This window comes from Shewanella litorisediminis (assembly GCF_016834455.1).
Lineage (GTDB): Bacteria > Pseudomonadota > Gammaproteobacteria > Enterobacterales > Shewanellaceae > Shewanella > Shewanella litorisediminis.
This window is the reverse complement of sequence record NZ_CP069213.1, coordinates 2,638,376-2,658,245: the sequence shown is the minus strand read 5'-3', so window position 1 is coordinate 2,658,245 and position 19,870 is coordinate 2,638,376. Positions and strand designations below refer to the sequence as shown.

At 43.5% G+C, this 19,870-nt stretch carries 17 protein-coding genes; 16 read left to right on the top strand and 1 reads right to left on the bottom strand.

Going from position 1 to position 19,870, the window contains the following annotated elements:
* The first annotated feature begins 26 nt into the window (after positions 1 to 26).
* Complete coding sequence (locus JQC75_RS11660; RefSeq protein ID WP_203324263.1) at positions 27 to 1,130, top strand: response regulator; 1,104 nt, start codon at positions 27 to 29, stop codon at positions 1,128 to 1,130.
* Positions 1,131 to 1,354: 224 nt separating this feature from the next.
* On the opposite strand, the gene JQC75_RS11655 is transcribed toward JQC75_RS11660, so the two are convergent.
* Positions 1,355 to 2,827, bottom strand: a complete 1,473-nt coding sequence (locus tag JQC75_RS11655) for a peptide MFS transporter (protein WP_203324262.1) — start codon at positions 2,825 to 2,827, stop codon at positions 1,355 to 1,357.
* Positions 2,828 to 3,252: 425 nt separating this feature from the next.
* Here JQC75_RS11655 and rfaH point away from each other — a divergent pair, with 425 nt between their 5' ends.
* The 15 genes from rfaH (at position 3,253) to pssE (ending at position 19,840) form a co-directional block, all read left to right on the top strand.
* Positions 3,253 to 3,756 carry a transcription/translation regulatory transformer protein RfaH gene (gene rfaH, locus JQC75_RS11650; RefSeq protein ID WP_203324261.1) on the top strand — a complete coding sequence of 168 codons (504 nt, stop codon included), beginning with the start codon at positions 3,253 to 3,255 and terminating at the stop codon, positions 3,754 to 3,756.
* A gap of 661 nt (positions 3,757 to 4,417) precedes the next feature.
* Complete coding sequence (locus JQC75_RS11645) at positions 4,418 to 6,898, top strand: SLBB domain-containing protein (protein ID WP_203324260.1); 2,481 nt, start codon at positions 4,418 to 4,420, stop codon at positions 6,896 to 6,898.
* Between the two features lie 199 nt (positions 6,899 to 7,097).
* Positions 7,098 to 7,472 carry a four helix bundle protein gene (locus tag JQC75_RS11640; RefSeq protein WP_203324259.1) on the top strand — a complete coding sequence of 125 codons (375 nt, stop codon included), beginning with the start codon at positions 7,098 to 7,100 and terminating at the stop codon, positions 7,470 to 7,472.
* Positions 7,473 to 7,541: 69 nt separating this feature from the next.
* A complete protein-coding gene (locus JQC75_RS11635) occupies positions 7,542 to 8,525 on the top strand; it encodes a Wzz/FepE/Etk N-terminal domain-containing protein (protein ID WP_203324258.1) in 984 nt (327 codons plus the stop codon).
* A 117-nt stretch (positions 8,526 to 8,642) separates the two neighbouring features.
* Positions 8,643 to 9,656 (top strand): UDP-N-acetylglucosamine 4,6-dehydratase (inverting), encoded by a 1,014-nt coding sequence (gene pseB, locus JQC75_RS11630; RefSeq protein ID WP_203324257.1) that lies wholly within the window; start codon positions 8,643 to 8,645, stop codon positions 9,654 to 9,656.
* 8 nt (positions 9,657 to 9,664) lie between these two features.
* A complete protein-coding gene (pseC, locus tag JQC75_RS11625) occupies positions 9,665 to 10,828 on the top strand; it encodes a UDP-4-amino-4,6-dideoxy-N-acetyl-beta-L-altrosamine transaminase (protein WP_203324256.1) in 1,164 nt (387 codons plus the stop codon).
* The gene (pseF, locus tag JQC75_RS11620) at positions 10,828 to 11,529 is read left to right on the top strand and encodes a pseudaminic acid cytidylyltransferase (protein ID WP_203324255.1); all 702 of its coding nucleotides are present in this window, start codon (positions 10,828 to 10,830) and stop codon (positions 11,527 to 11,529) included. Before pseC ends, pseF begins: the two co-directional genes overlap by 1 nt.
* 8 nt (positions 11,530 to 11,537) lie before the next feature.
* Positions 11,538 to 13,046, top strand: a complete 1,509-nt coding sequence (gene pseG, locus JQC75_RS11615) for a UDP-2,4-diacetamido-2,4,6-trideoxy-beta-L-altropyranose hydrolase (protein WP_203324254.1) — start codon at positions 11,538 to 11,540, stop codon at positions 13,044 to 13,046.
* Positions 13,047 to 13,053: 7 nt separating this feature from the next.
* Positions 13,054 to 14,103: a pseudaminic acid synthase gene (gene pseI, locus JQC75_RS11610; RefSeq protein ID WP_203327208.1), complete on the top strand. Its 1,050-nt coding sequence runs from the start codon at positions 13,054 to 13,056 to the stop codon at positions 14,101 to 14,103.
* Positions 14,104 to 14,201: 98 nt separating this feature from the next.
* Positions 14,202 to 15,461 carry a lipopolysaccharide biosynthesis protein gene (locus tag JQC75_RS11605; protein ID WP_203324253.1) on the top strand — a complete coding sequence of 420 codons (1,260 nt, stop codon included), beginning with the start codon at positions 14,202 to 14,204 and terminating at the stop codon, positions 15,459 to 15,461.
* A 4-nt stretch (positions 15,462 to 15,465) separates the two neighbouring features.
* The gene (locus JQC75_RS11600; protein ID WP_203324252.1) at positions 15,466 to 16,566 is read left to right on the top strand and encodes a polysaccharide pyruvyl transferase family protein; all 1,101 of its coding nucleotides are present in this window, start codon (positions 15,466 to 15,468) and stop codon (positions 16,564 to 16,566) included.
* Positions 16,550 to 17,794 carry a hypothetical protein gene (locus JQC75_RS11595; protein WP_203324251.1) on the top strand — a complete coding sequence of 415 codons (1,245 nt, stop codon included), beginning with the start codon at positions 16,550 to 16,552 and terminating at the stop codon, positions 17,792 to 17,794. Before JQC75_RS11600 ends, JQC75_RS11595 begins: the two co-directional genes overlap by 17 nt.
* Positions 17,794 to 18,945, top strand: a complete 1,152-nt coding sequence (locus JQC75_RS11590; RefSeq protein WP_203324250.1) for a hypothetical protein — start codon at positions 17,794 to 17,796, stop codon at positions 18,943 to 18,945. The genes JQC75_RS11595 and JQC75_RS11590 overlap by 1 nt, the downstream gene beginning before the upstream one ends.
* Positions 18,917 to 19,387, top strand: coding sequence for a PssD/Cps14F family polysaccharide biosynthesis glycosyltransferase (pssD, locus tag JQC75_RS11585; RefSeq protein ID WP_203324249.1), 471 nt, complete (start codon positions 18,917 to 18,919; stop codon positions 19,385 to 19,387). Before JQC75_RS11590 ends, pssD begins: the two co-directional genes overlap by 29 nt.
* Entirely contained in the window at positions 19,388 to 19,840 is a 453-nt protein-coding gene (gene pssE / locus JQC75_RS11580) for a PssE/Cps14G family polysaccharide biosynthesis glycosyltransferase (protein WP_203324248.1), read from the top strand.
* The last annotated feature ends 30 nt before the right edge of the window (positions 19,841 to 19,870 follow it).

The following is a 19,870-nucleotide window of genomic DNA, read 5'->3' as shown; positions in this document are numbered from 1 at the left end:
CGCTATCAGCTCCCTGAGGGAAGTATATGGCGCTAAAAGATGTATCTGTGTTGTTGGTAGAAGACGATCCTGTGTTTCGCAGGGTCGTCGCGTCATTTTTGGACAGCCGTGGCGCTTTGGTCACCGAAGCCGACGACGGAATTCAGGGCCTGGATTGCTTTAAACGGCAAAACTTTGATGTGGTGCTGGCCGACCTGAGTATGCCCAATCTGGGCGGGCTCGACATGCTGCGGGAAATGTATCGCCTTGACCCCGCCATGCCTTCCATTGTGATATCAGGAAATAATGTGATGGCCGATGTGGTCGAGGCGCTCAGAATTGGTGCCTCTGACTACCTGGTTAAGCCAGTTGCAGACTTATACATTATCGAGCAGTCCATTCGCCAAAGTCTTGGCAGCATAGGCGCGCAGGCCAACGAATTACAGGACATGGATGAACTCTCCCGGGTTGAGCTGGAAGAAAACCTGCGGCTGCTTGAGCAAAATACCGAGGCCGCCAAACACATCCAAAAAGAGCTTTTCCCTGCTTCTCAGGTGCTCTATCCCAAGGTCAGAATCGATTACAGTCTGTATAAAAATGATGGGATCAGCGCGTTTTTTATCGATTCCACCATGGCTGACAGTGAACACCTTATCCTTTACATGGCGCACTTCCATCCAGAGGACAATCGCGCAGCCTTCGCCAGTGTCCTGCTGAGAAGTTTCGTTAACCATAAACTCAAAGCCTATCGCAATGGCGTGAGCACCACTGTGATTGAGCCCTTTAATATGCTCAGTTATTTGAATGAGCGCATTGTAAAGTCAGGGCTTGAGATCACCGTGGACATTGTTTACCTGAGTGTTGAGCTTAAACATTACCGCGCTTCTGTGTCCCAGGCGGGGCATGGGCTTCGCTGTTATCTTCGAAACGATAAAGGCCTGACACCGCTGGCATTACCCGATGCGCTCCAGCTTGGTTTGCTTGATTGGGGCAAGCCCAGCAGCCAGTTCCGCTCGTTATTGCCGGGGGAAAAACTCTGTATCGCCACCTCGGACCCCTCCCATAAGCAAATGTTGCTGGATGACAGGTTTGATGGCCTTGTCTGCAGTGATGGCGTGCTTGCCGGAGGCTATGTTCAGGCGAGTTTTTAGAACGCCACTTCATGGCTATAGAACGCTCGCAAAGCGAGCTTCTAGGACGACACTACGTGTCTCTAGGACGCAGCAAAAATCGCTGCGGCTAGGGCGCCCGCAAAGCGGGGTTCTAGAATCGTTCGGTTTTCCAGAAAACAATAAAGCCCGCAATGCGGGCTTTATTGTTTCTAGAACCTAGTAGTCCTTTAGCGACGCTCTGGAAGCGAAGCGCTGTGCTGTTATCAGCTGCGCTTAATCGCTTCATGCTCGCCGGTAACGGCGATTTCTTCTTCCAGGGCTTCTTCTTCGGTGTGGTGCACTTTGCTTTCGGCGCCGTGCATCCAATCAACCAGTTTGTCAGCCATAAAGTACAGGATCACGCCTGAAATGGCGGCGGTGATGGCAATACCGGCGAAGATAGACATGGCATTGGCCAGCTGCTCTTCTTTCTCACCACCATGACCGATAAAGGAACCCACAACACCACCAATCTTGTTGGCAGCGGCGATAAACAGGAACCATGCACCCATCATCAGAGATACGATACGCAGGGGAGCAAGCTTGGTCACCATCGACAGACCGATTGGAGACAGGCACAGTTCACCCATGGTGTGGAAGAAGTAGGCACCAACCAGCCACCACATGCTGGACTTGGCAGTTGGGTCACCACCCATCTCAACCACGGCACCAATCATAAACAGGAAGCCGATGGCCAGCAGAACCAGGCCGAGTGCGAATTTAACAGGTGAGTTTGGCTCACGGTCGCCGAGGCGCACCCAAATAGAGGCAACCACAGGGGCAAAAATTACGATAAACATGGCGTTAAGTGACTGGAACCAGGTAGTAGGTACTTCCCAGCTGCCAATCATACGGTCGGTAAAATCGTTGGTGAACAGGTTCATCAGACCACCGGCCTGTTCAAAGCCTGCCCAGAAAACGATGGTGAACAGACCCATCACCATGATCACTTTGATACGATCACGCTCGACTTTGGTCAGCGGTTCTTTACGAACTTGGCCACGGGCCTCGTCTTTTTGCTTCTCAAGCTTGGCAGCAGGCACAGTACCGATATTGCCCAGCAGCTTTTGCGCAAATACGAATTGAATGATGAGCGACAGCACCATACCGATACCGGCACAGATAAAACCAGCCTGGAAGTTGCCATCGTACGCGCTGACAACCGAACCAACCACGATACCTGACAGGAAGGCACCTACGTTGATACCCATGTAGAAGATGGTGAAAGCGCCGTCACGACGATGATCACCTTCGGCATACAGGTCACCAACCATGGTAGAAATGTTGGGCTTAAACAGACCGTTACCGAGGATAAGTACACCCAGACCCAGGTAGAAAACTTCGGTTTCCATGCCCTGCACCCACGCATGGGGGGTACCCAGAATAAACTGGCCGGCAGCCATCAGGGTGCCGCCAATCATAATGGCTTTACGTTGACCAAGGAAATTATCAGCTAACCAGCCACCGATAAGCGGTGTGAGGTAGACCAAGCCGGTAAAAGTACCGTAAAGAGAAATCGCATCGGCCTGGCTCCAACCTAAACCGTGCCCTCCCTCGCTTTGGACTCGGTCAACCAGATACAGCACCAATATGGCGCGCATGGCATAGTAACTGAATCGTTCCCACAGTTCCGTTGTGAACAGCAGAAACAGCCCCTTTGGATGCCCTAGCATCGTACCCTGGGAATTTTCGCTCATTAAGTCTTCCACCTTAAGCTTGTGATTGCACGTAAAGCAGTGGCTCTACGAAACAGAAAATGTGACATTCCTGATGGCATCATTAACAGTAAATATCTGTTAGTAAATGTTTTTTACAACTTGTTGCAGGAGCGTCTATACGTCGTTTTTATAATAAACCCCTAATGTAACAGGGTTATGCCCTAAAAAGGCCTTCTTTATATACCCTTTAGCCGACTGCAAAGTCAATTTTGAGGTGGTTCGAGCTGTTGAGATTCCCACAGCTAAAGGGCGCTGGCGTTCCTAATCCTGTGTAATTTGGTTGATCTAGAGCTGTTACTCGATGTAACAATCGATGCTACAAATAATCGTTCAAATCGGGGCGCGATTAGGGTAAGCTTTTTGGCCGTGAATAGGACGTCACCCAACCGTAATAGAGACATTAGATGAAGGCTTGGTATCTCATTTACTGTAAGCCCCGCAACGAAATGCGGGCACAACTGAATCTCACCATGCAGAACCTCGAAACTTACCTGCCAAAGTATCGCAAGCAGGTAAAAGCGGTTGGAGGAGCTGTATCTGTCTCTGAATCCGTGCTGTTTCCCAATTATTTGTTTGTGCTTTTTGACCCCGAAGTCACCAGCGTGAGAAGTATTCACGCTACACGTGGCGTTTCTCGCATCGTCGGATGCAGCGAGCACATGACTCCCATCGATGACGCGTTAATCCGAGCCCTTAAGCGTAAAGAATTGCAAGTTGAAAAGCTTACCAGCGAAAAGCCTTTGATAGCGGGCGAGCGAGTTAAGTTTTGCTCTGGCCCTTTTTCCGACCTCGAAGCCATTTTCCTCGAATCAGATGGTAACAAGCGCTGCCAGGTCCTCTTTGAGTTTATGGGGCAGCAAAAGCAGCTGGACGTTGAACCTTCAAGTATCGTTCGTATATGTGCGTAATCCCCCTCAAAGGTTGTAAGATTTTTGCCATAGAGTGACTGTTACACTCTGTGGTGACGTCATTTTGTTGACTGATAAATATGTTTTAAAGCAGTTGTTTACTTGAATACAGTGTAAGTCGGCAGTTTGTTGACTGTTCAAGAATAAGCAAAACCATTGAATTTAAGAGAGTTTGCTGCATTTTTGGGCTGGGCTGGGCAGCGACTTCGGGTAAACTCCCGACACTGTTGCTTTTAGCCAGCCAGTTAGCGTTGGAATTTGAATGTTCAATTTACCAACGAACAGAGGCAGCGTTTTAAGTAACTTACTGAAAAATATGGATCTCGTTAATCGAGGGGCACGTTGGAAGCCAAAATCCATGGGCGGTAGCGTGCCTGAGCGCCACTTAGTGGCGAAGAGCGCAGCAATAAGCGCTGCTGTTAGGGCGCCCGCAAAGCGGGCTTCTGGAACGACACTTCGTGTCTCTAGAGCGCAGCGGACACGCTGCTTCTAGACCCTAGACCCTAGAAGCGAAGCGCTCTGCTTTTAAGCCCTCTCTGTTTTCTGTAAGCGCAGCGTTCTGTAAGTGAGCTTGCGAACGTTCGGCTCTTCTGGTCACTTGCAGTCGCGCAGCGACGATCAGCTTTGTTTTACATTCAATCACCTTTCACGGAGACATCTGGTGTTACAACAACTAAAACGATTTTTGATTGCCGGTGTGGGAGCACTGGTTTTGGTTGGGGGCCCTGTTGCAGCTATTACGCCGTCGCCGCAAATGATTGAACAGTTCAAGAATCTGCCAAAAGCAGAGCAGGAACGCATTGCCCGTCAGTATGGTATCGACCCGAGTTTACTGGGTACAACGCCGACTCAGGCCTCGGTAACCAACCCAGAGGTTGTTGCGCCTCGCGAAACCAAAGAAAACGTAGTAGTTGACCAAAGTGAGTCAGACGCTATCAATCAGGCGACTAAAACCGAGTCTGAAGTCGTTGCCCGTGAGGAAGACCTTGAAAAGCAGCTCAAGCGCTTTGGTTACGACATGTTCGCAGGTGAGCCATCAACTTTTGCCCCTGTGTCGGACGTACCCGTACCCGCCGAGTACATGATGGGGCCGGGCGATGTACTTAACGTGCAGTTATACGGTAAAGAAAACAAAAACTTCAGCCTCACGGTTGGCCGTGATGGTGGAGTGCAGTTCCCGGGTCTTGGCCCTATCTCCTTGGTGGGGATGAGCTTCTCTGAAGCCAAAAGCTTCCTCACAGACAAAATCGCACAATCCATGATTGGCATTCAGGCCAACATCACCATGGGAGAGCTGCGTTCCATTCGTATTTTTGTGGCGGGTGATGCCTATCGCCCAGGCTCATATACCGTATCCAGTCTGTCTACCATCACGCAGGCACTGTTTGTTTCCGGCGGCATCAACGAGATTGGCTCACTGCGTAATATTCAGCTCAAGCGTGCTGGCCGTACCGTAGGCACCTTCGATTTATACGACTTGCTGCTGGCAGGTGACGCCTCAAAAGATTTGCGCCTGCAATCCGGCGACGTGGTGTTTATTCCGTCTGTTGGTGGGCTGGTGAGTGTAACGGGTGAAGTTCGCCGCCCAGCTATATATGAGATCAAAGCTGATGACACCATGGCGGATGTGCTTAAGATGGCAAGCGGTGCCAAACCGGGCGCCTATCCTGAAGCCAGTACCATTGAACGTTTCAGCAAAGATGTAAAAACCGTTATTAATGTGGATTTAACTCAGGCATCTGGCCTCAGTGTTAAGGCCAAAGCAGGAGATCTGGTTAGAGTAAAATCAACCTCTACCCGTATCGATAATGCGGTAACCCTGGTGGGGGCGGTCGTTCGCCCGGGTAAATACCAGTATCGCAATGGCATGCGAATTCGCGATATGTTGCCGTCAATCTGGGGGGATCTGACCCTGAATGCGGATCTGGATTACGGCCTGCTGGTACGTGAGATTAACCAGCGCGGTGATGTAAAGGTGATTCAGGTTTCTGTGGGCAAAGCCATCAGCGGTGATGACCGCGCCAACATTGCCCTGCAGCCTCGCGACACCCTGATGGTATTTGATTATGCCGACAGAGCCACACTACTCGAGCCTGTTATTACCCAACTGCGTCAGCAAAGCCGTTTTGGTGATGCGATAAAACTGGCCGATATTAACGGCAGTGTGCGTTTCCCCGGTAAGTACCCGATTACGGAAGGCGCCACCATTAAAGATTTGCTTGTGGCCGCTGGTGGCTTGAAGGAAGGCGCTTATACGCTTTCGGCTGAACTCACCCGCCAGAATATTTCCGAGCAAAATGGCGTAACCGTAAGCCATCAACAGCTGAGTTTGCAGGACGTATTACAAGACATACCTTCCGCTAATATCGCCCTGCAAAGCCGTGATGTGTTGACCGTGCGGGACTTGCCCGACTGGCAAGACACCCGTTGGGTAACCATCAAAGGTGAAGTACGCTTCCCGGGTACCTATAGTATTCAACGTGGTGAAACCCTTAAGCACGTGCTTAGCCGTGCAGGTGGGCTCAGCAAAGATGCCGCACCCCGCAGCGCTGTGTTCTTGCGCGAATCGGTAAAGCTTAAAGAAAAAACCGAGTTGTTAAAGTTATCCGACGAACTGCGCCGTGAAATCGCAGCCAAGGCGCTCACCAAGGATACCCCCACGGTAGGCTATGCCGATGCCCAAAACATGCTTAAAGAGCTTGAAAATGTGCAGGTGCTGGGCCGTTTGGTGGTGGACATCAATGCCATTCAGCTTGGCATAGAAGAAGCCGACCTCAAGCTTGAAGACGGCGATGCCCTGTACATCCCTGCGCAGAACCAAACCGTATCCGTAATGGGGCAGGTACAACACCCCAGCACCCACAGATACAAAAGGGGCTTTACCTTCGACCAGTATTTGGAGCTTGCCGGTGGCCCGCGGAAACGCGCAGATGACGACCGCGCTTACATTCTGCGCGCCGATGGCTCAGTCGCCATGCCCGGCAGCTCTTATTGGTTCAGCAGTGACGAAGAGATGCAGCCCGGCGACACCATCGTTGTGCCGCTGGATACCGAGTACAAAGACAACCTGACATTGTGGAGCCAGGTAACACAGATCATCTACAACACCGCCGTAGCAGTGGCAACAATCAGCGGGCTGTAACTCGCTTCTCGAGTTGGCAGGCCCAGGAATCTAGAACGTTGCTTCGCAACTGCCAGGACGCAGCGAAAGCCGCTGCTTCTTGGACGCCCGCTCTAGCGGGATGCTAGGCCCTAGGATCTAGGACGTTGCTTCGCAACTGCTTGGACACCCGCAAAGCGGGTTTCCGGAACCTAGAACTTGGAACTTAAGGAGTCCGCAGATGCGCTTTGAACAATTGGATGTTTGGAAACGCGCTTCCCGACTTGCTTGTGATGTTTATAAAGCATTAAAAGACAGTCGAGATTATGGGCTAAAGGATCAAATGACTCGAGCCGCTGTCTCGATACCGTCTAATATAGCAGAAGGTGAAGAGAGAGAATCTCAAGCTGAGTCAGCAAGGTTTCTGTACTTTGCAAAGGGATCTGCTGGTGAGCTCGTTACACAGATCTATATTGCAGTTGAGATTGGACTAATCGAAAAACAGCAAGGAGGCTTGCTAATTAGAGAGGCAAAAGAAATCTCAGCAATGATCGCGGCTCTTATTAAAATACGCAAAGGCAGTGTTAGAGAAGGTTCTGTTGATTACAACATCTAACCTAGAACCTTCTTTAGAAATCTTTAAGCTTTCCTAGGGCCTAGTACCTAGTACCTAAAACCTAATAATATGAATACTCAAATAACTCAAAATACAAAAGATCTGCAAGTCGATGCACAATTCCCGCAAACTACGCGGGAAGACGAAATCGATTTGCGCGAGCTCTTCTCTGTTATCTGGCAAGGTAAATGGCTCATCATCGCTATTACCGCCCTATTTGCCATTGGCTCGGTGATTTTTGCCATTAATCAACCCAATATTTACAAGGCAGAAGCCTTGCTGGCGCCGGCGAGCAGCGAGGCTAGCAGCGGCGGCCTCGCTGCACTGGCATCCCAGTTTGGTGGGCTAGCGAGCATGGCGGGGATCAATTTGGGGGGGAAGGGTGGAATTGATAAAACCCAGTTGGCCATAGAGGTCCTTAAATCACGTCAATTTGTCGGTGAGTTTATTGAAAAACACCAAATAATGCCGGAACTCATGGCCGTGGATAAATGGTACATTTCTGACAACCGCTTAAGTTTTGAACCCGAGCTTTTTGATACAGAAACCAAAAGCTGGGTTCGTGAGGTTAAGGCTCCATTAAAGCCAGAACCGTCAGTGCAAGAAGCGCATAAAGAGTTTATGAAAATATTCTCAGTGAGCGCGGACAAAGAAAGCGGTATGGTCACTATAGAGGTAGAGCATCAATCGCCATTTATTGCAAAGCAGTGGGTAGATTGGTTGATACTTGATATTAATCGGGTAATGAAAGAACGTGATGTTGCCGAAGCAATGCGGAGTACAGAATTTTTGAACAAGCAGATTGAACTTACAAATGTTTCAGATATTCGTGTGATTTTGTATAAATTGATTGAAGAGCAAGCAAAAACTACAATGTTTGCTGAAGTTCGTGATGAATATGTGTTTAAAACAATAGATCCTGCTGTAGTTCCTGAGGATAAGTTTAAACCTAGGCGAGCTTTGATATGTATTTTGGGAACGTTTCTTGGGTTCATGTTGTCGATGGCAATAGTCTTTACGCGCGTTGCATTGGGAAACAGGAAAATATATTGAAAAGAGGCGGTAATACGTAAGTGTTAAAAAACTGAAAATAATTTTTCAAGCCGTAAATTTATATATTAAATCGTATAAAGTGTTGTCTGAAATGTTACGTTTAAAATTGAGGAAAAAATGCTTAATTATAAATCAGTATTGATCACAGGTGGAACGGGTTCTTTTGGTAAACAATTTATTAAAACAATTCTAGAACGTTTCCCAAAAGTAAAAAAAATAATAATTTTTTCTCGTGATGAGCTCAAGCAGTTTGAGCTTAGGCAGAAGTATCCAGCTAATGAATTTCCTCAGCTTAGATTCTTCATCGGAGATGTTAGAGACAAAGGGCGAATGATTCAAGCTTGCGAAGGTGTTGATGTAATTATTCACGCAGCTGCTATCAAACAAGTGGATACTGCAGAATACAATCCGACCGAGTGTATTCGTACAAATATTGATGGGGCCGAAAATGTGATTCATGCTGCACTTCAGTGCGGGGTAAAAAATGTAGTAGCATTATCTACTGATAAAGCATGCGCTCCCATTAATCTATATGGAGCGACGAAGCTCGCGTCTGATAAGCTGTTTACAGCTGCAAATAATATTAAGGGTTCAAAAGACATCCGATTCAGTGTTGTACGCTACGGCAACGTAATGGGGTCACGTGGTTCAGTTATTCCTTTCTTTTTGAAAAAACGCATAGAAGGCGTGTTACCGATAACTCACGAAGATATGACGCGTTTTAATATTTCATTACAGGATGGCGTAAACATGGTAATGTATGCGCTTGAGCACCATCTTGGAGGTGAAATTTTTGTACCGAAAATCCCTTCGTACAAAATCTTAGATATCGCAAAAGCCATTGCACCTGAGTGCAAAACTGAGATTGTAGGAATCCGCCCTGGTGAAAAACTGCACGAAGAGATGATCACCGACACAGACTCTCTTAATACTATCGACCTCGGTAAGTATTACGCAATTCTGCCTTCTGTCTCTTTTACTTATACCGAAGCAGAATATCTAAAACACCATAAAGCTGAAAAAGTACCGTTTGGATTTAAATACAACTCGGGTACCAATTCTGAATGGGAAAGTATTGAAAGTTTACGCGAGCTCATCAAAGAGCACGTTGATCCAAACTTTGCAGTGTGAGATACGCAGTGATCCCTTACGGAAAGCAAGACATCAGTCAGCAAGATATTGATAGTGTCGTTGAGGTATTGAAATCTGATTTCCTCACCCAAGGACCTCAAGTTCCTGCGTTTGAAAAAACATTAACTGAGCATACTGGAGCGAAGTTCGCCTTTGCCGTCAATAGTGCGACCTCGGCGCTGCACATGGCCTGTTTAGCACTGGGACTGGGTGAAGGGGATTGGTTGTGGACGTCACCCATTACGTTCGTAGCGTCGGCAAATTGTGCCTTGTATTGTGGCGCAAAGGTGGACTTTGTCGATATCGACCCCACAACGTATAACCTATGTCCCCGCAAGCTCGAAGAAAAACTCATCAAGGCCAAAGCGAAGGGCATGCTGCCGAAAATCGTGGTGCCCGTTCATCTGTGTGGTCAGCCCTGCGACATGCAAGCCATTGGTAAGTTGGCGAAGGAGTACGGATTTCACGTGGTTGAAGATGCCTCGCATGCCATTGGAGGCAAGTATCGTGGTCAGCCGATTGGCAATTGTGGCTATTCAGACATTACCGTATTCAGTTTCCACCCGGTGAAAATAGTCACGACTGCCGAGGGTGGGGCTGCTTTGACTAATCACCCAGACCTTGCAGACAAGTTGGCGCTACTGCGCAGTCATGGCATTACCCGCGATCCAATGCAGATGGAAGGTGAAAGCCATGGTGGTTGGTATTATCAGCAGATCGCTTTGGGTTACAACTACCGAATGACAGAGCTTCAAGCCGCGTTGGGCGTGAGTCAAATGCGGAGGTTGGAAGATTTTGTCACTGCCCGACATCAGATTGCACAACGTTACAATGAACTATTGGCTGATTTGCCTATTGTGCTACCGTACCAACTACCGGAAACGTATTCTGGCTTACATCTCTATGTGATTCGTTTGTGCTTAGAGGAGATCGGATTAAGTCACAAGCAGGTATTTGATGCGCTGCGTGAGCGAGGGATCGGTGTGAACCTGCACTATATTCCGGTTCATACGCAGCCCTATTACGTCAAGATGGGCTTTAGTGTAGGAGATTTCCCGGAATCTGAACGCTACTATCAAGAAGCGATGTCACTTCCCATGTTTCATGGTATGACACTTGAGCAACAAAATACCGTGGTTCAAATTCTCACCGACGTATTACAGAGACGCTAATGAAAATCGCGATTATTCCAGCACGAGGTGGTAGCAAACGCATACCAAGGAAAAATATCAAGGCGTTTCATGGTAAGCCGATGATCGCTTATTCCATTGAAGCCGCCTTGGCCTCTGGCTGTTTTGATAAAGTGATCGTTTCAACCGATGCCGCTGAAATTGCCCAGGTCGCTCAGGCCCATGGGGCTGAGGTGCCTTTTTTACGGCCGACAGACATTTCTGACGACTATGCGACGACGATGGACGTTATGGCTCATGCGATTCATTGGTGTCAGAATGAAGGTTGGGATATTGAAGCGGTCTGTTGTTTATACGCAACGGCGCCGTTCGTGCGACCTGAAGATTTGCAGCAAGGCTATGCTCTATTGCAAGAGACAGGAGTGCAATTTGTCTTTAGTGCAACATCGTTCCCATTCCCCATTCAGCGCGCAATCAAACTGGGTCAAGACGGTGGCGTTTCGATGTTTGCACCAGAAAATGAGCAAGTAAGATCACAAGATCTTGAGGAAGCCTATCATGATGCAGGGCAGTTTTATTGGGGACAGACCGATGCCTTTGTGAAAAAACGTTCTGTTTTTTCACCTCACTCTCGAATCGTGCTTCTTCCTAGAAAGCGTGTTCAAGACATCGATACGCTTGAGGACTGGGAGGTCGCCGAATCCTTATTTACTGCCTTTAAACTCGCTAAATCAAAAAGTTAGGGTAAGTCATGAAGGTTGTTTTCCGAGTCGATGCGTCTTTATTGATCGGCAGTGGGCATGTGATGCGTTGTCTGGTACTTGCTAATGAGTTACGCCGCAAAGGGCATGAAATCCTGTTCGCTTGCACGCCACTCACCGGAGATATGCGTTCGTTTATCCTGGAGCGAGGATTTGACGTTTTGGCTCTTCCCGAGCCTCGAGAAGTGATGAAGCCTGCGCATGATGCCGACTATGAGGCGTGGCTGCAAAAGAGCGTGGATGACGATGCCAATGATTTCTTAAGGGCCGTGTCCGCGGCAGATCTGGTCATTACCGATCACTATGCGATTGGAGAACCTTGGCAGAAACGGGTCAAAGCATCGCTCGGTTGTCGCTTGCTTGCCATTGACGATTTAGCAAGGCACCATCGAGCGGATCTGATATTGGATCAAACGCTGGGACGTGAGCAAGCCGCTTATGCCGAGTCAAAAACACGCGTGCTGGTTGGTAGTGAGTATGCCTTGTTGCAGCGAGGTTTCTCGTGTCAGCGTGAGGCCGCACTCGGCCGAGCGTTGTCAGAAGGCCGTCCTAAAGTACTGGTTTCGATGGGCGGAATTGACGCCCCCAATGCCACCTTAAAAGTGCTTGAGTCATTGTGTCATCCACAAATAGACGCTGAAATTACTGTGCTCTTATCCCCGCGAGCACCTCACTTTCATAAAGTGAAAGCGTGGTGTGCTTTGCACTCGCAGGTCACGCATCAAGAATTTGTCGAAGATATGGCCAGCTTAATGTTGGCTCATGATGTGGCGATTGGTGCGCCAGGCACCACCAGTTGGGAGCGTGCTTGTCTTGGCTTACCCAGCATTGTTGTTCCCTTAGCTGAAAATCAACAGCTAATCTGCCAGCAGCTCGTCAAGCGCCATGCGGCCTTGCAAGTCGATATCGATGTTATCCCTAAGCGTTTAGTCGATGAGTACCAGAAGCTGCTAAAGCAATGGTCACAGATCAAAGACACCAATTTGGTGCTTTGTGATGGACGGGGTGCTCGTCGAGTCGTGTTTGAAATCGAACAGTTATTAGGAGAAGAGAAAGAAGGGATAAGTTTGGTGCGGGCGTTACCAGAAGATGTTGCATTGATTTATGAATGGCAGTGCCATCCAGAAACCAGAAAACATGCATTAACGCCAAATATACCAACGTGGGATGAACATCATGCCTGGATGTCGAGAAAATTACGCTCAGTTACAGACTACTACTATATGGTTGTCGAGCGAGCTAATGAAGGCCAAAAAGTGGGTGCCGTTCGTTTAGATAGAATGCGCCCAGGACACTATCTTGTCTCCATTTTTGTTGATCCGCAGAATTATGGGAAAGGAATAGCGTACAAAGTGCTACGAGCAATTGATGCAATCCATCCCGATGTGACACTTCATGCCACTGTTTTGAAAGCCAACATTGCATCACAACGACTGTTCCAAAAAGCCGACTACCAACAAGTCGATGAAGAAACTTATATCCGTCAACCCATTGATTGAGGCAAAAATGACGCCATTTATAACCATTGACGGCCGCAAAATCGGTCCGGATTATCCTCCCTATATTATTGCAGAACTTTCCGCTAATCATAATGGTGATATCAACCGTGCTTTCCAAATTATGGAAGAAGCAAAAAAGGCGGGGGCTGATGCGATCAAATTACAAACTTATACCCACGAAACAATCACTATGGATTGTGACTCTGAGGACTTCCAAATTCATGGAGGCTTATGGGATGGTCAGACCCTGTACGAACTTTATAAGGGAGCGCATATGCCTTGGGAGTGGCATAAGCCGCTCTTTGAGAAAGCCAAACAGCTAGGCATAACCATATTTAGCTCTCCGTTTGATTTCACAGCGGTTGACCTTTTAGAAGAACTGGATGCGCCAGCGTATAAAATCGCTTCTTTCGAGTTGATAGACTTGCCCTTGATTAAGCGAGTAGCACAGACGGGCAAGCCAATGATTATGTCAACAGGCATGGCAAACGAAGTGGAGATTGCAGAGGCTATCAAGACAGCGAAAGAGAATGGTTGTCAGGAACTCGTGGTACTTCACTGTGTGAGTGGTTACCCAGCGCCTGCCGAACAATATAATCTCAGAACAATTGCAGATATTGCTGAGCGTTTTAATGTTCTTGCAGGGCTTTCGGATCACACAATAGACAACGCGACGGCGATAACATCAGTGGCGTTGGGGGCTTGTCTGATCGAAAAGCATGTAACTATGGATCGTAATGGTGGAGGTGTTGATGATAGCTTCTCATTAGAACCTCAAGAGCTTTGCGCTTTATGTAAAGATACAAAAATCGCATGGTCAGCGTTAGGCAAAGTCAATTACGAACGAACCGAAGCTGAAAAAGGTAATGTTAAGTTTCGTCGTTCGCTTTACGTTGTAAAAGATATAGCTAAAGGTGAAGAATTTACTCCAGAGAATATTCGCAGTATTCGACCAGGATTTGGGATAAATCCTAAGTATTATTATAAAGTGTTAGGGACTAAATCGACTCAAGATCTCACTGCTGGAACGCCCCTACATCAAAAACATTTTATTTGAGTGCTAGAAGTTTTAAAATAAGTAATATTAAAATTTTTGGTTTAATTTCTATTATATATTATAAATATTTTTAAATAAATTATAAGGCTGGCAAATAAATGGGGCTAAGAACTAATGTTGCTCTTTATTCCGTAGGAAACTTAGTAGTAGCCTTAGTTCCGTTTATATTAATACCATTTATGACGAATGTTTTCGATCCTGAAACATACGGATTGATAACAATGTTTCAAGTTATAGTGGGCCTGTTAAGTATTGTTGTCGGCCTTTCCATGAACGGACCTTTATTGAGGTTTAATTACAACAAGAATTTAACCGAGAAAGGAATTGTAAATTACTTCTATAATTCATGGTTGATTTATATAGTCAGTGTTTTATTAGTGTTGTTCATGATATATCTATATGGTGCAAGGATTGCAAATTTCATTGAAATTCAAGAACGCTTGATATGGTTGTCACTTATTGCTGCCACTTTATATTATCCAATTAAAATATTATTGGGGCAGCTGCAGGTTAAAGAAGAGGCAAAAAAATATGTGTCGATACAACTTATATTATCATTTATGTTTATATTGACATTTTTCGCTTTCTATTACCTTTTATATCAGGATCTTCGTTCAAGAATTTACTCTTATATATTTACAATTGTTCCTGTCTGTATTTTTTCAATTTTTCTTTTACGAAGATATAATTGCTTGAATTTAGGCAAGTATTCGTTTTCAACCGTTAAAGACATACTATTGCAATCGGTTGGTATTTTACCTCATTTACTCGGGGTCTACATAATTTCATTTGTAGATAGGTTTATTGCAAACAAATATCTTGGGACAGAGGCTGTTGGTATTTTGATGTTATCAATTCAAATATCATTAGTGCTAAACATTATTTTTGATGGAATAAACAAAGCATTAAACCCAAGGCTATTTCGTGCACTGAGAGATGATGATTATACGGAAAAATTACTTTTTGCGAGAGGGACTTTAGTACTTGTTATATTGTTGATACTTTGTAGTGTACCATTCTCTTATATTTCTTCTAAATTGATATTGTTATTCACAGATAGCAGCTATCACTACGCTGCTGAGATTGTTAAATACTCAATAGTAACACAATTGATTAATGGGATTTATTTGGCCTTTGTTAATTATATTGTGTATTCAAAGAAGCTTTGGTTATTATCTGTAGTGTCAATAATTACAGGAGTCGGAGCGGCTGTTTTAAGTGTCATTTATGTTGAGCAGTATGGATTAGTTGCGATAGTGTACTCATCCATGTTGGCTGCCATCATACGAACTATTTCAGCCGTTGTTATATCTACTAAATTAGTAAAGATGCCATGGAATATGGTTTTTAAGGTGTAATATTTTGAAAAAAATCGCTGTAATAACTACGTATCCCCACTTCGGTTCTCAAAATATTGGTGATCAGTTAATTACTGACTCACTCATTGCGATGATAAAGGAGATTTATCCACTCGCAGAAATAGTGACATTTTGGAGAGAGGACAAATTTGAGGAAGTTTCATCAGAGCTGAAGCATTCCGATCATATAATTTTTGCGTGCTTAGCAATCAGACCAGATTTTGCAACTAAAGAATATCCTTATATCCAGAGGTTGATAGATATGGATATCCCAATGTCAATTATTTCCGCAGGTACATCGCTCGATGTTTCTGGAACCAGTGATTTAGACGGATATCTTTCAAAAAATTCAATCGAAGTATTAAAGAAGCTAGACAATAAGGTCAAAGCTTTCGGTGTTAGAGGCGCACTAAGTTATAAGTTTTTAAAAGACCTTGGGCTTAATAATATAGTGCACACCGGCGATGTAGCATTCTATTCAAAACCTCACCGAAATAAACCGTTTGAACAGCCAGGCTCAATTAAGGAAATTGTAATTTCAGATCCTCACCGTGCAGTTGCATATAAAAACTCATTTATTGAGTTAGTATCTCAATTGAAGTCGAACTTTCCGGATGCAAACCTAACAGTGGCTCTTCATGGGAAAAATCCCTTAATATCTAAACTTTGCACTAATTTCGGACTAAAGTGTGAGTCAATTTATAAAAATAAAGAGTTTGGATTAGAGATTTACGATAACGCTGATATGCACATTGGATTCCGAGTCCACGCACATGTTTCTATGCTGAAGCGAAGGAAAATCTCTTATTTACTCGAGCAAGACGGTCGCGGCTGTGATTATGGTCTAACTATACCCATCAAAATATCTGTACCTAATTATCAAAGGCTTTTAAGTAACCTGCATCATGATTTTATTAGCGACCTACTTTGTTACAGGAGTAAACACAACTTTAAGCAGGCTCCAATATCAGATGCAAAAATTTTGATATCGTTAGTGCTTGCCGATTTAGAGAGTTCATTTGGAAGATTCAAGTCTTTACATGTAGATATTGACGGATTTTGCGATAAGATAGCGGAACAGCTAAAAAATGTTATCAATATTTAAAGTGCTTAGAGATGCCTGTTTTATAGATATATTTGATTTAAACTGGGACATATCTTCTGAGGATATCAATCAAGTTAGGTTAACTAAATCTGGCAAATATGGATTTTTTGAGGGCGTCGCTAGATATTTCTATCACATAATTACCTCTGTGCTATATCTAAAGTTTTCAATCAGCACCTTTAAAGAAAAGGTTATAATTCTTAGTGGTACTAAGAATCAGCTGAGGGCTTTGAGTAAGCTTAAAAATATAGGAGAATTGGTTGAGTTTGGAACTTATTCAAACTCACTCAGAAATAACTCTTTCGAAGCTTATCCGTATCTGGTATCACTAATATTTGTACCTGTATATTTTTTTAAGTTGGTCACTGAAAGAAATGCCTTCAAAAGAAAGATGTTAATTTGTCGAGCAGATAGATATATCTTCAGTTACGGTTTGTATACATTTTATAGTTACGTAATGAACAGTCGGAATACAAATCTAATCATCTTAGCTAACGATCACTCTGTCTGGCAACGTTGTGCTTTACTTGTAGCTCAATCTAAAAAAATAAAAGTAGCTTATGTACAACACGCAAATGTGTCTGAGTATTTTCCTTCTCTTAATTTTGACTACGCTTTTTTGGATGGCAAGTATGCTGAATCTGTTTATAAGGTTTCACCCAAATGTAAGGTTTATAAAGTAGGTTGCTTACGATTTGAGGATTTTTATTTTCATAATGAAAATGTGAATATTACGAAAAGGACTGGTCTGTTAATTTGTTTCAATAAAACCGACACCGAGGAAGAGATATTTAGAGTAGTGAATGAGTGTATTAATAAGTTTAAAGGTGAAATCGGTATTAGATTTCATCCTTCTGACAGCCGTTCATCAAACTATAGCGTTCTAATGGCTCAATCGAATATAACAAATGAAACTCATTCAGACTTGGGGCACGTTTTGGGAAAGTATGCTTATTGCTATGCAGGAATGTCATCTATATTTTTAGAGGCCTCTCTTTCCGGAATGAAATGCTTTACAATATCATCTGAATATTATGATTATTATGGTTTTCAGCGCGATAAAATTATTAGAGTATTTCAATCATGGGACGATTTAGACTTTGCTTCTTTAAAAGAATCTGTTCAAGAGGCTAGTTATTTGTATAATTGTTACCAAATAGACGATGGTAATGTTATTTCACCATCTAATAGTATAAAGAAAATATTGAGAGCTGATGGTTGTATATAATGTCTCCTAGTGCTTATATTAAATCTGGCATATATGTTTCTTTTTTTATATATGTTTTTCTAGCATTTCTAGATGTACCTCTGAATGTGCCTGGCTTTAACTATATAGTTGTTAGTTTATTATTTTTCATTTCTCTAAGTGGAATAGTTATATTTAATACTGTGAACGTTAAAGATATAATATTTTCAATTTTTGCACTTTCTTTAGGAATAGGGGGGTATTTTTCAGCGACTATATCGGTAGGTGCTCTATTTCCATTTTTTTATTTATTGCTTTGGGCTGTTATGTTTTCGTTCATAAGAAAGATTAAGCCAGAAAAACAAGATATAATTGACCTGCTAAAAAATGCTTTTTATTTTTACCTCTTAGTTTCTATAGTTTCTTTTATTCTATTTAAGTCTCATTACAGAGCTTTTTCATTCGATGGCTTTTTCTTGGATAGAGCTTTTCATGGAGTAGAAGGTAGCCCTGCAAATATAGATACTTTTTGTACGGTGTTTTTTTTGGCGGCTCTTATGAGTGATACATATTCGCTGCAGCAAAAAATATTTCATTTTATAGTTTTTTTCTTGGTTGTTTACTTTTGTGGTACAACAACCCCTTTTTTGATTTTGCTAACTGTTATTGGTTACTTGCTAATAAAGTACTTCATTAAATTGCATGCTCGAAGAACTACTGTTCTAGGAATTTATGCTGTAATGTTAGCAATGTTTTATTTTTCGATACACAGCGAAATTATTTACCAGTTTTTATTATTAGCAACTAACGGAAGAAATTACATTTGGAACGAACAAATTTTTAATGTATTTTCAAATTTTAGTATACAGGATTTGTTTTTCGGAAATTTCTCTAACGCTTATGTTCCAATACATTGGTCTAGTGAAGATACTAATAATCCCCATAATGGTTATCTCTTTATGCTAATAAGGTTGGGTTTTGTTGTTACATTTGGTTTCTTTGCGTACTCACTAATCGTTGTGGAAAAGATATCAAACTTTCAGTTTGTTATTTTAATATCGCTCCTTGCAGCTTCAGTATCAAATTCAAATGTATTTTACTTAAGCAATCCCATTATGACACTTGTACTAGTTTATTCTATCTTGCCAATTCAAGGTGCTAAACATGAAAAATATTCTACTCTGCTACGGTAATGGAGGGCATAGAGCGCAGGCCTTTAGGCTTTATAATATTTTGTGCCCTAGGTATTCTGACCTCAGATTCTATACTGTAACAGATGTTGGATCCCATCCAGAATTTTCTCTTGCACATTTGGAAGTGGGTGAGTCTAGAGATAAAGCTAATGGGAAAATACAAACCTTACCGCAAATAATTAAAAATATTTTTATAATTAGAAGATTTGTCAAGAAATATAATGTTAATTATATAATATCTACAGGGCCAGGTGTTTCGTTGTTAGTTTATCTAGCATCCATTTTTAGTGTTAAAAAATTTATTCATTTAGAAACTTGGTCTAAGTTTGAGAATATAACTATTACAACGAGAATTCTAAAGTTATTTGGTTGTACTATTTTGTATCAAAACGAAGAGCTTAGGATGTTTTTGCCAAATGGTATTTTTGTAGGTAGGTTATAGATGACTCAAATTTTAATCACGGTTGGTACAACAAGCTTTGACCTACTTGTTGAGCAGGTAGAATCATCTATAGGGAAATATACTGATGTAATTTACCAAGTTTCACATCAATCAAAATATATTGGCAAGGAAAGTAATATATTTCCCTATTTAGATTGCTTCGAAGATTATGTAAATAAAGCAGATGTCATAGTCACTCATGCCGGTGCAGGTAGTGTTTATGATTTTTTAGAAAAGAAGAAGCGAATTATTGTCGTCCCTAATCTGGAAAGGTATGATAAACATCAAAAAGAATTGGCTAATTATATTGATAAAAACAATTTTGGTTTAGTTGGGTGTGCTTATAGCTCTAATTTTGAAAATCTTATAGACAGGGTGTTAGTTAGCGACTTTAACCCATACTCTAAAGTAGACTTTTTTTTTGCTGATGGATTGTATAAAATGTTAGATTAGCTTTTTAAAACAGCATCAGGTTAACTGTTC

What these genes read in the sequence shown, in the direction of transcription:
- pseI (WP_203327208.1), top strand. Translation starts at nt 13,054, where the DNA reads ATGACGCCATTTATAACCATTGACGGCCGCAAAATCGGTCCGGATTAT.
- rfaH (WP_203324261.1), top strand. Translation starts at nt 3,253, where the DNA reads ATGAAGGCTTGGTATCTCATTTACTGTAAGCCCCGCAACGAAATGCGG.
- pssE (WP_203324248.1), top strand. Translation starts at nt 19,388, where the DNA reads ATGACTCAAATTTTAATCACGGTTGGTACAACAAGCTTTGACCTACTT.
- JQC75_RS11640 (WP_203324259.1), top strand. Translation starts at nt 7,098, where the DNA reads ATGCGCTTTGAACAATTGGATGTTTGGAAACGCGCTTCCCGACTTGCT.
- JQC75_RS11605 (WP_203324253.1), top strand. Translation starts at nt 14,202, where the DNA reads ATGGGGCTAAGAACTAATGTTGCTCTTTATTCCGTAGGAAACTTAGTA.
- pseG (WP_203324254.1), top strand. Translation starts at nt 11,538, where the DNA reads ATGAAGGTTGTTTTCCGAGTCGATGCGTCTTTATTGATCGGCAGTGGG.
- JQC75_RS11590 (WP_203324250.1), top strand. Translation starts at nt 17,794, where the DNA reads ATGTCTCCTAGTGCTTATATTAAATCTGGCATATATGTTTCTTTTTTT.
- JQC75_RS11655 (WP_203324262.1), bottom strand. Translation starts at nt 2,827, where the DNA reads ATGAGCGAAAATTCCCAGGGTACGATGCTAGGGCATCCAAAGGGGCTG.
- pseB (WP_203324257.1), top strand. Translation starts at nt 8,643, where the DNA reads ATGCTTAATTATAAATCAGTATTGATCACAGGTGGAACGGGTTCTTTT.
- pseF (WP_203324255.1), top strand. Translation starts at nt 10,828, where the DNA reads ATGAAAATCGCGATTATTCCAGCACGAGGTGGTAGCAAACGCATACCA.
- JQC75_RS11660 (WP_203324263.1), top strand. Translation starts at nt 27, where the DNA reads ATGGCGCTAAAAGATGTATCTGTGTTGTTGGTAGAAGACGATCCTGTG.
- pssD (WP_203324249.1), top strand. Translation starts at nt 18,917, where the DNA reads ATGAAAAATATTCTACTCTGCTACGGTAATGGAGGGCATAGAGCGCAG.
- JQC75_RS11635 (WP_203324258.1), top strand. Translation starts at nt 7,542, where the DNA reads ATGAATACTCAAATAACTCAAAATACAAAAGATCTGCAAGTCGATGCA.
- JQC75_RS11595 (WP_203324251.1), top strand. Translation starts at nt 16,550, where the DNA reads ATGTTATCAATATTTAAAGTGCTTAGAGATGCCTGTTTTATAGATATA.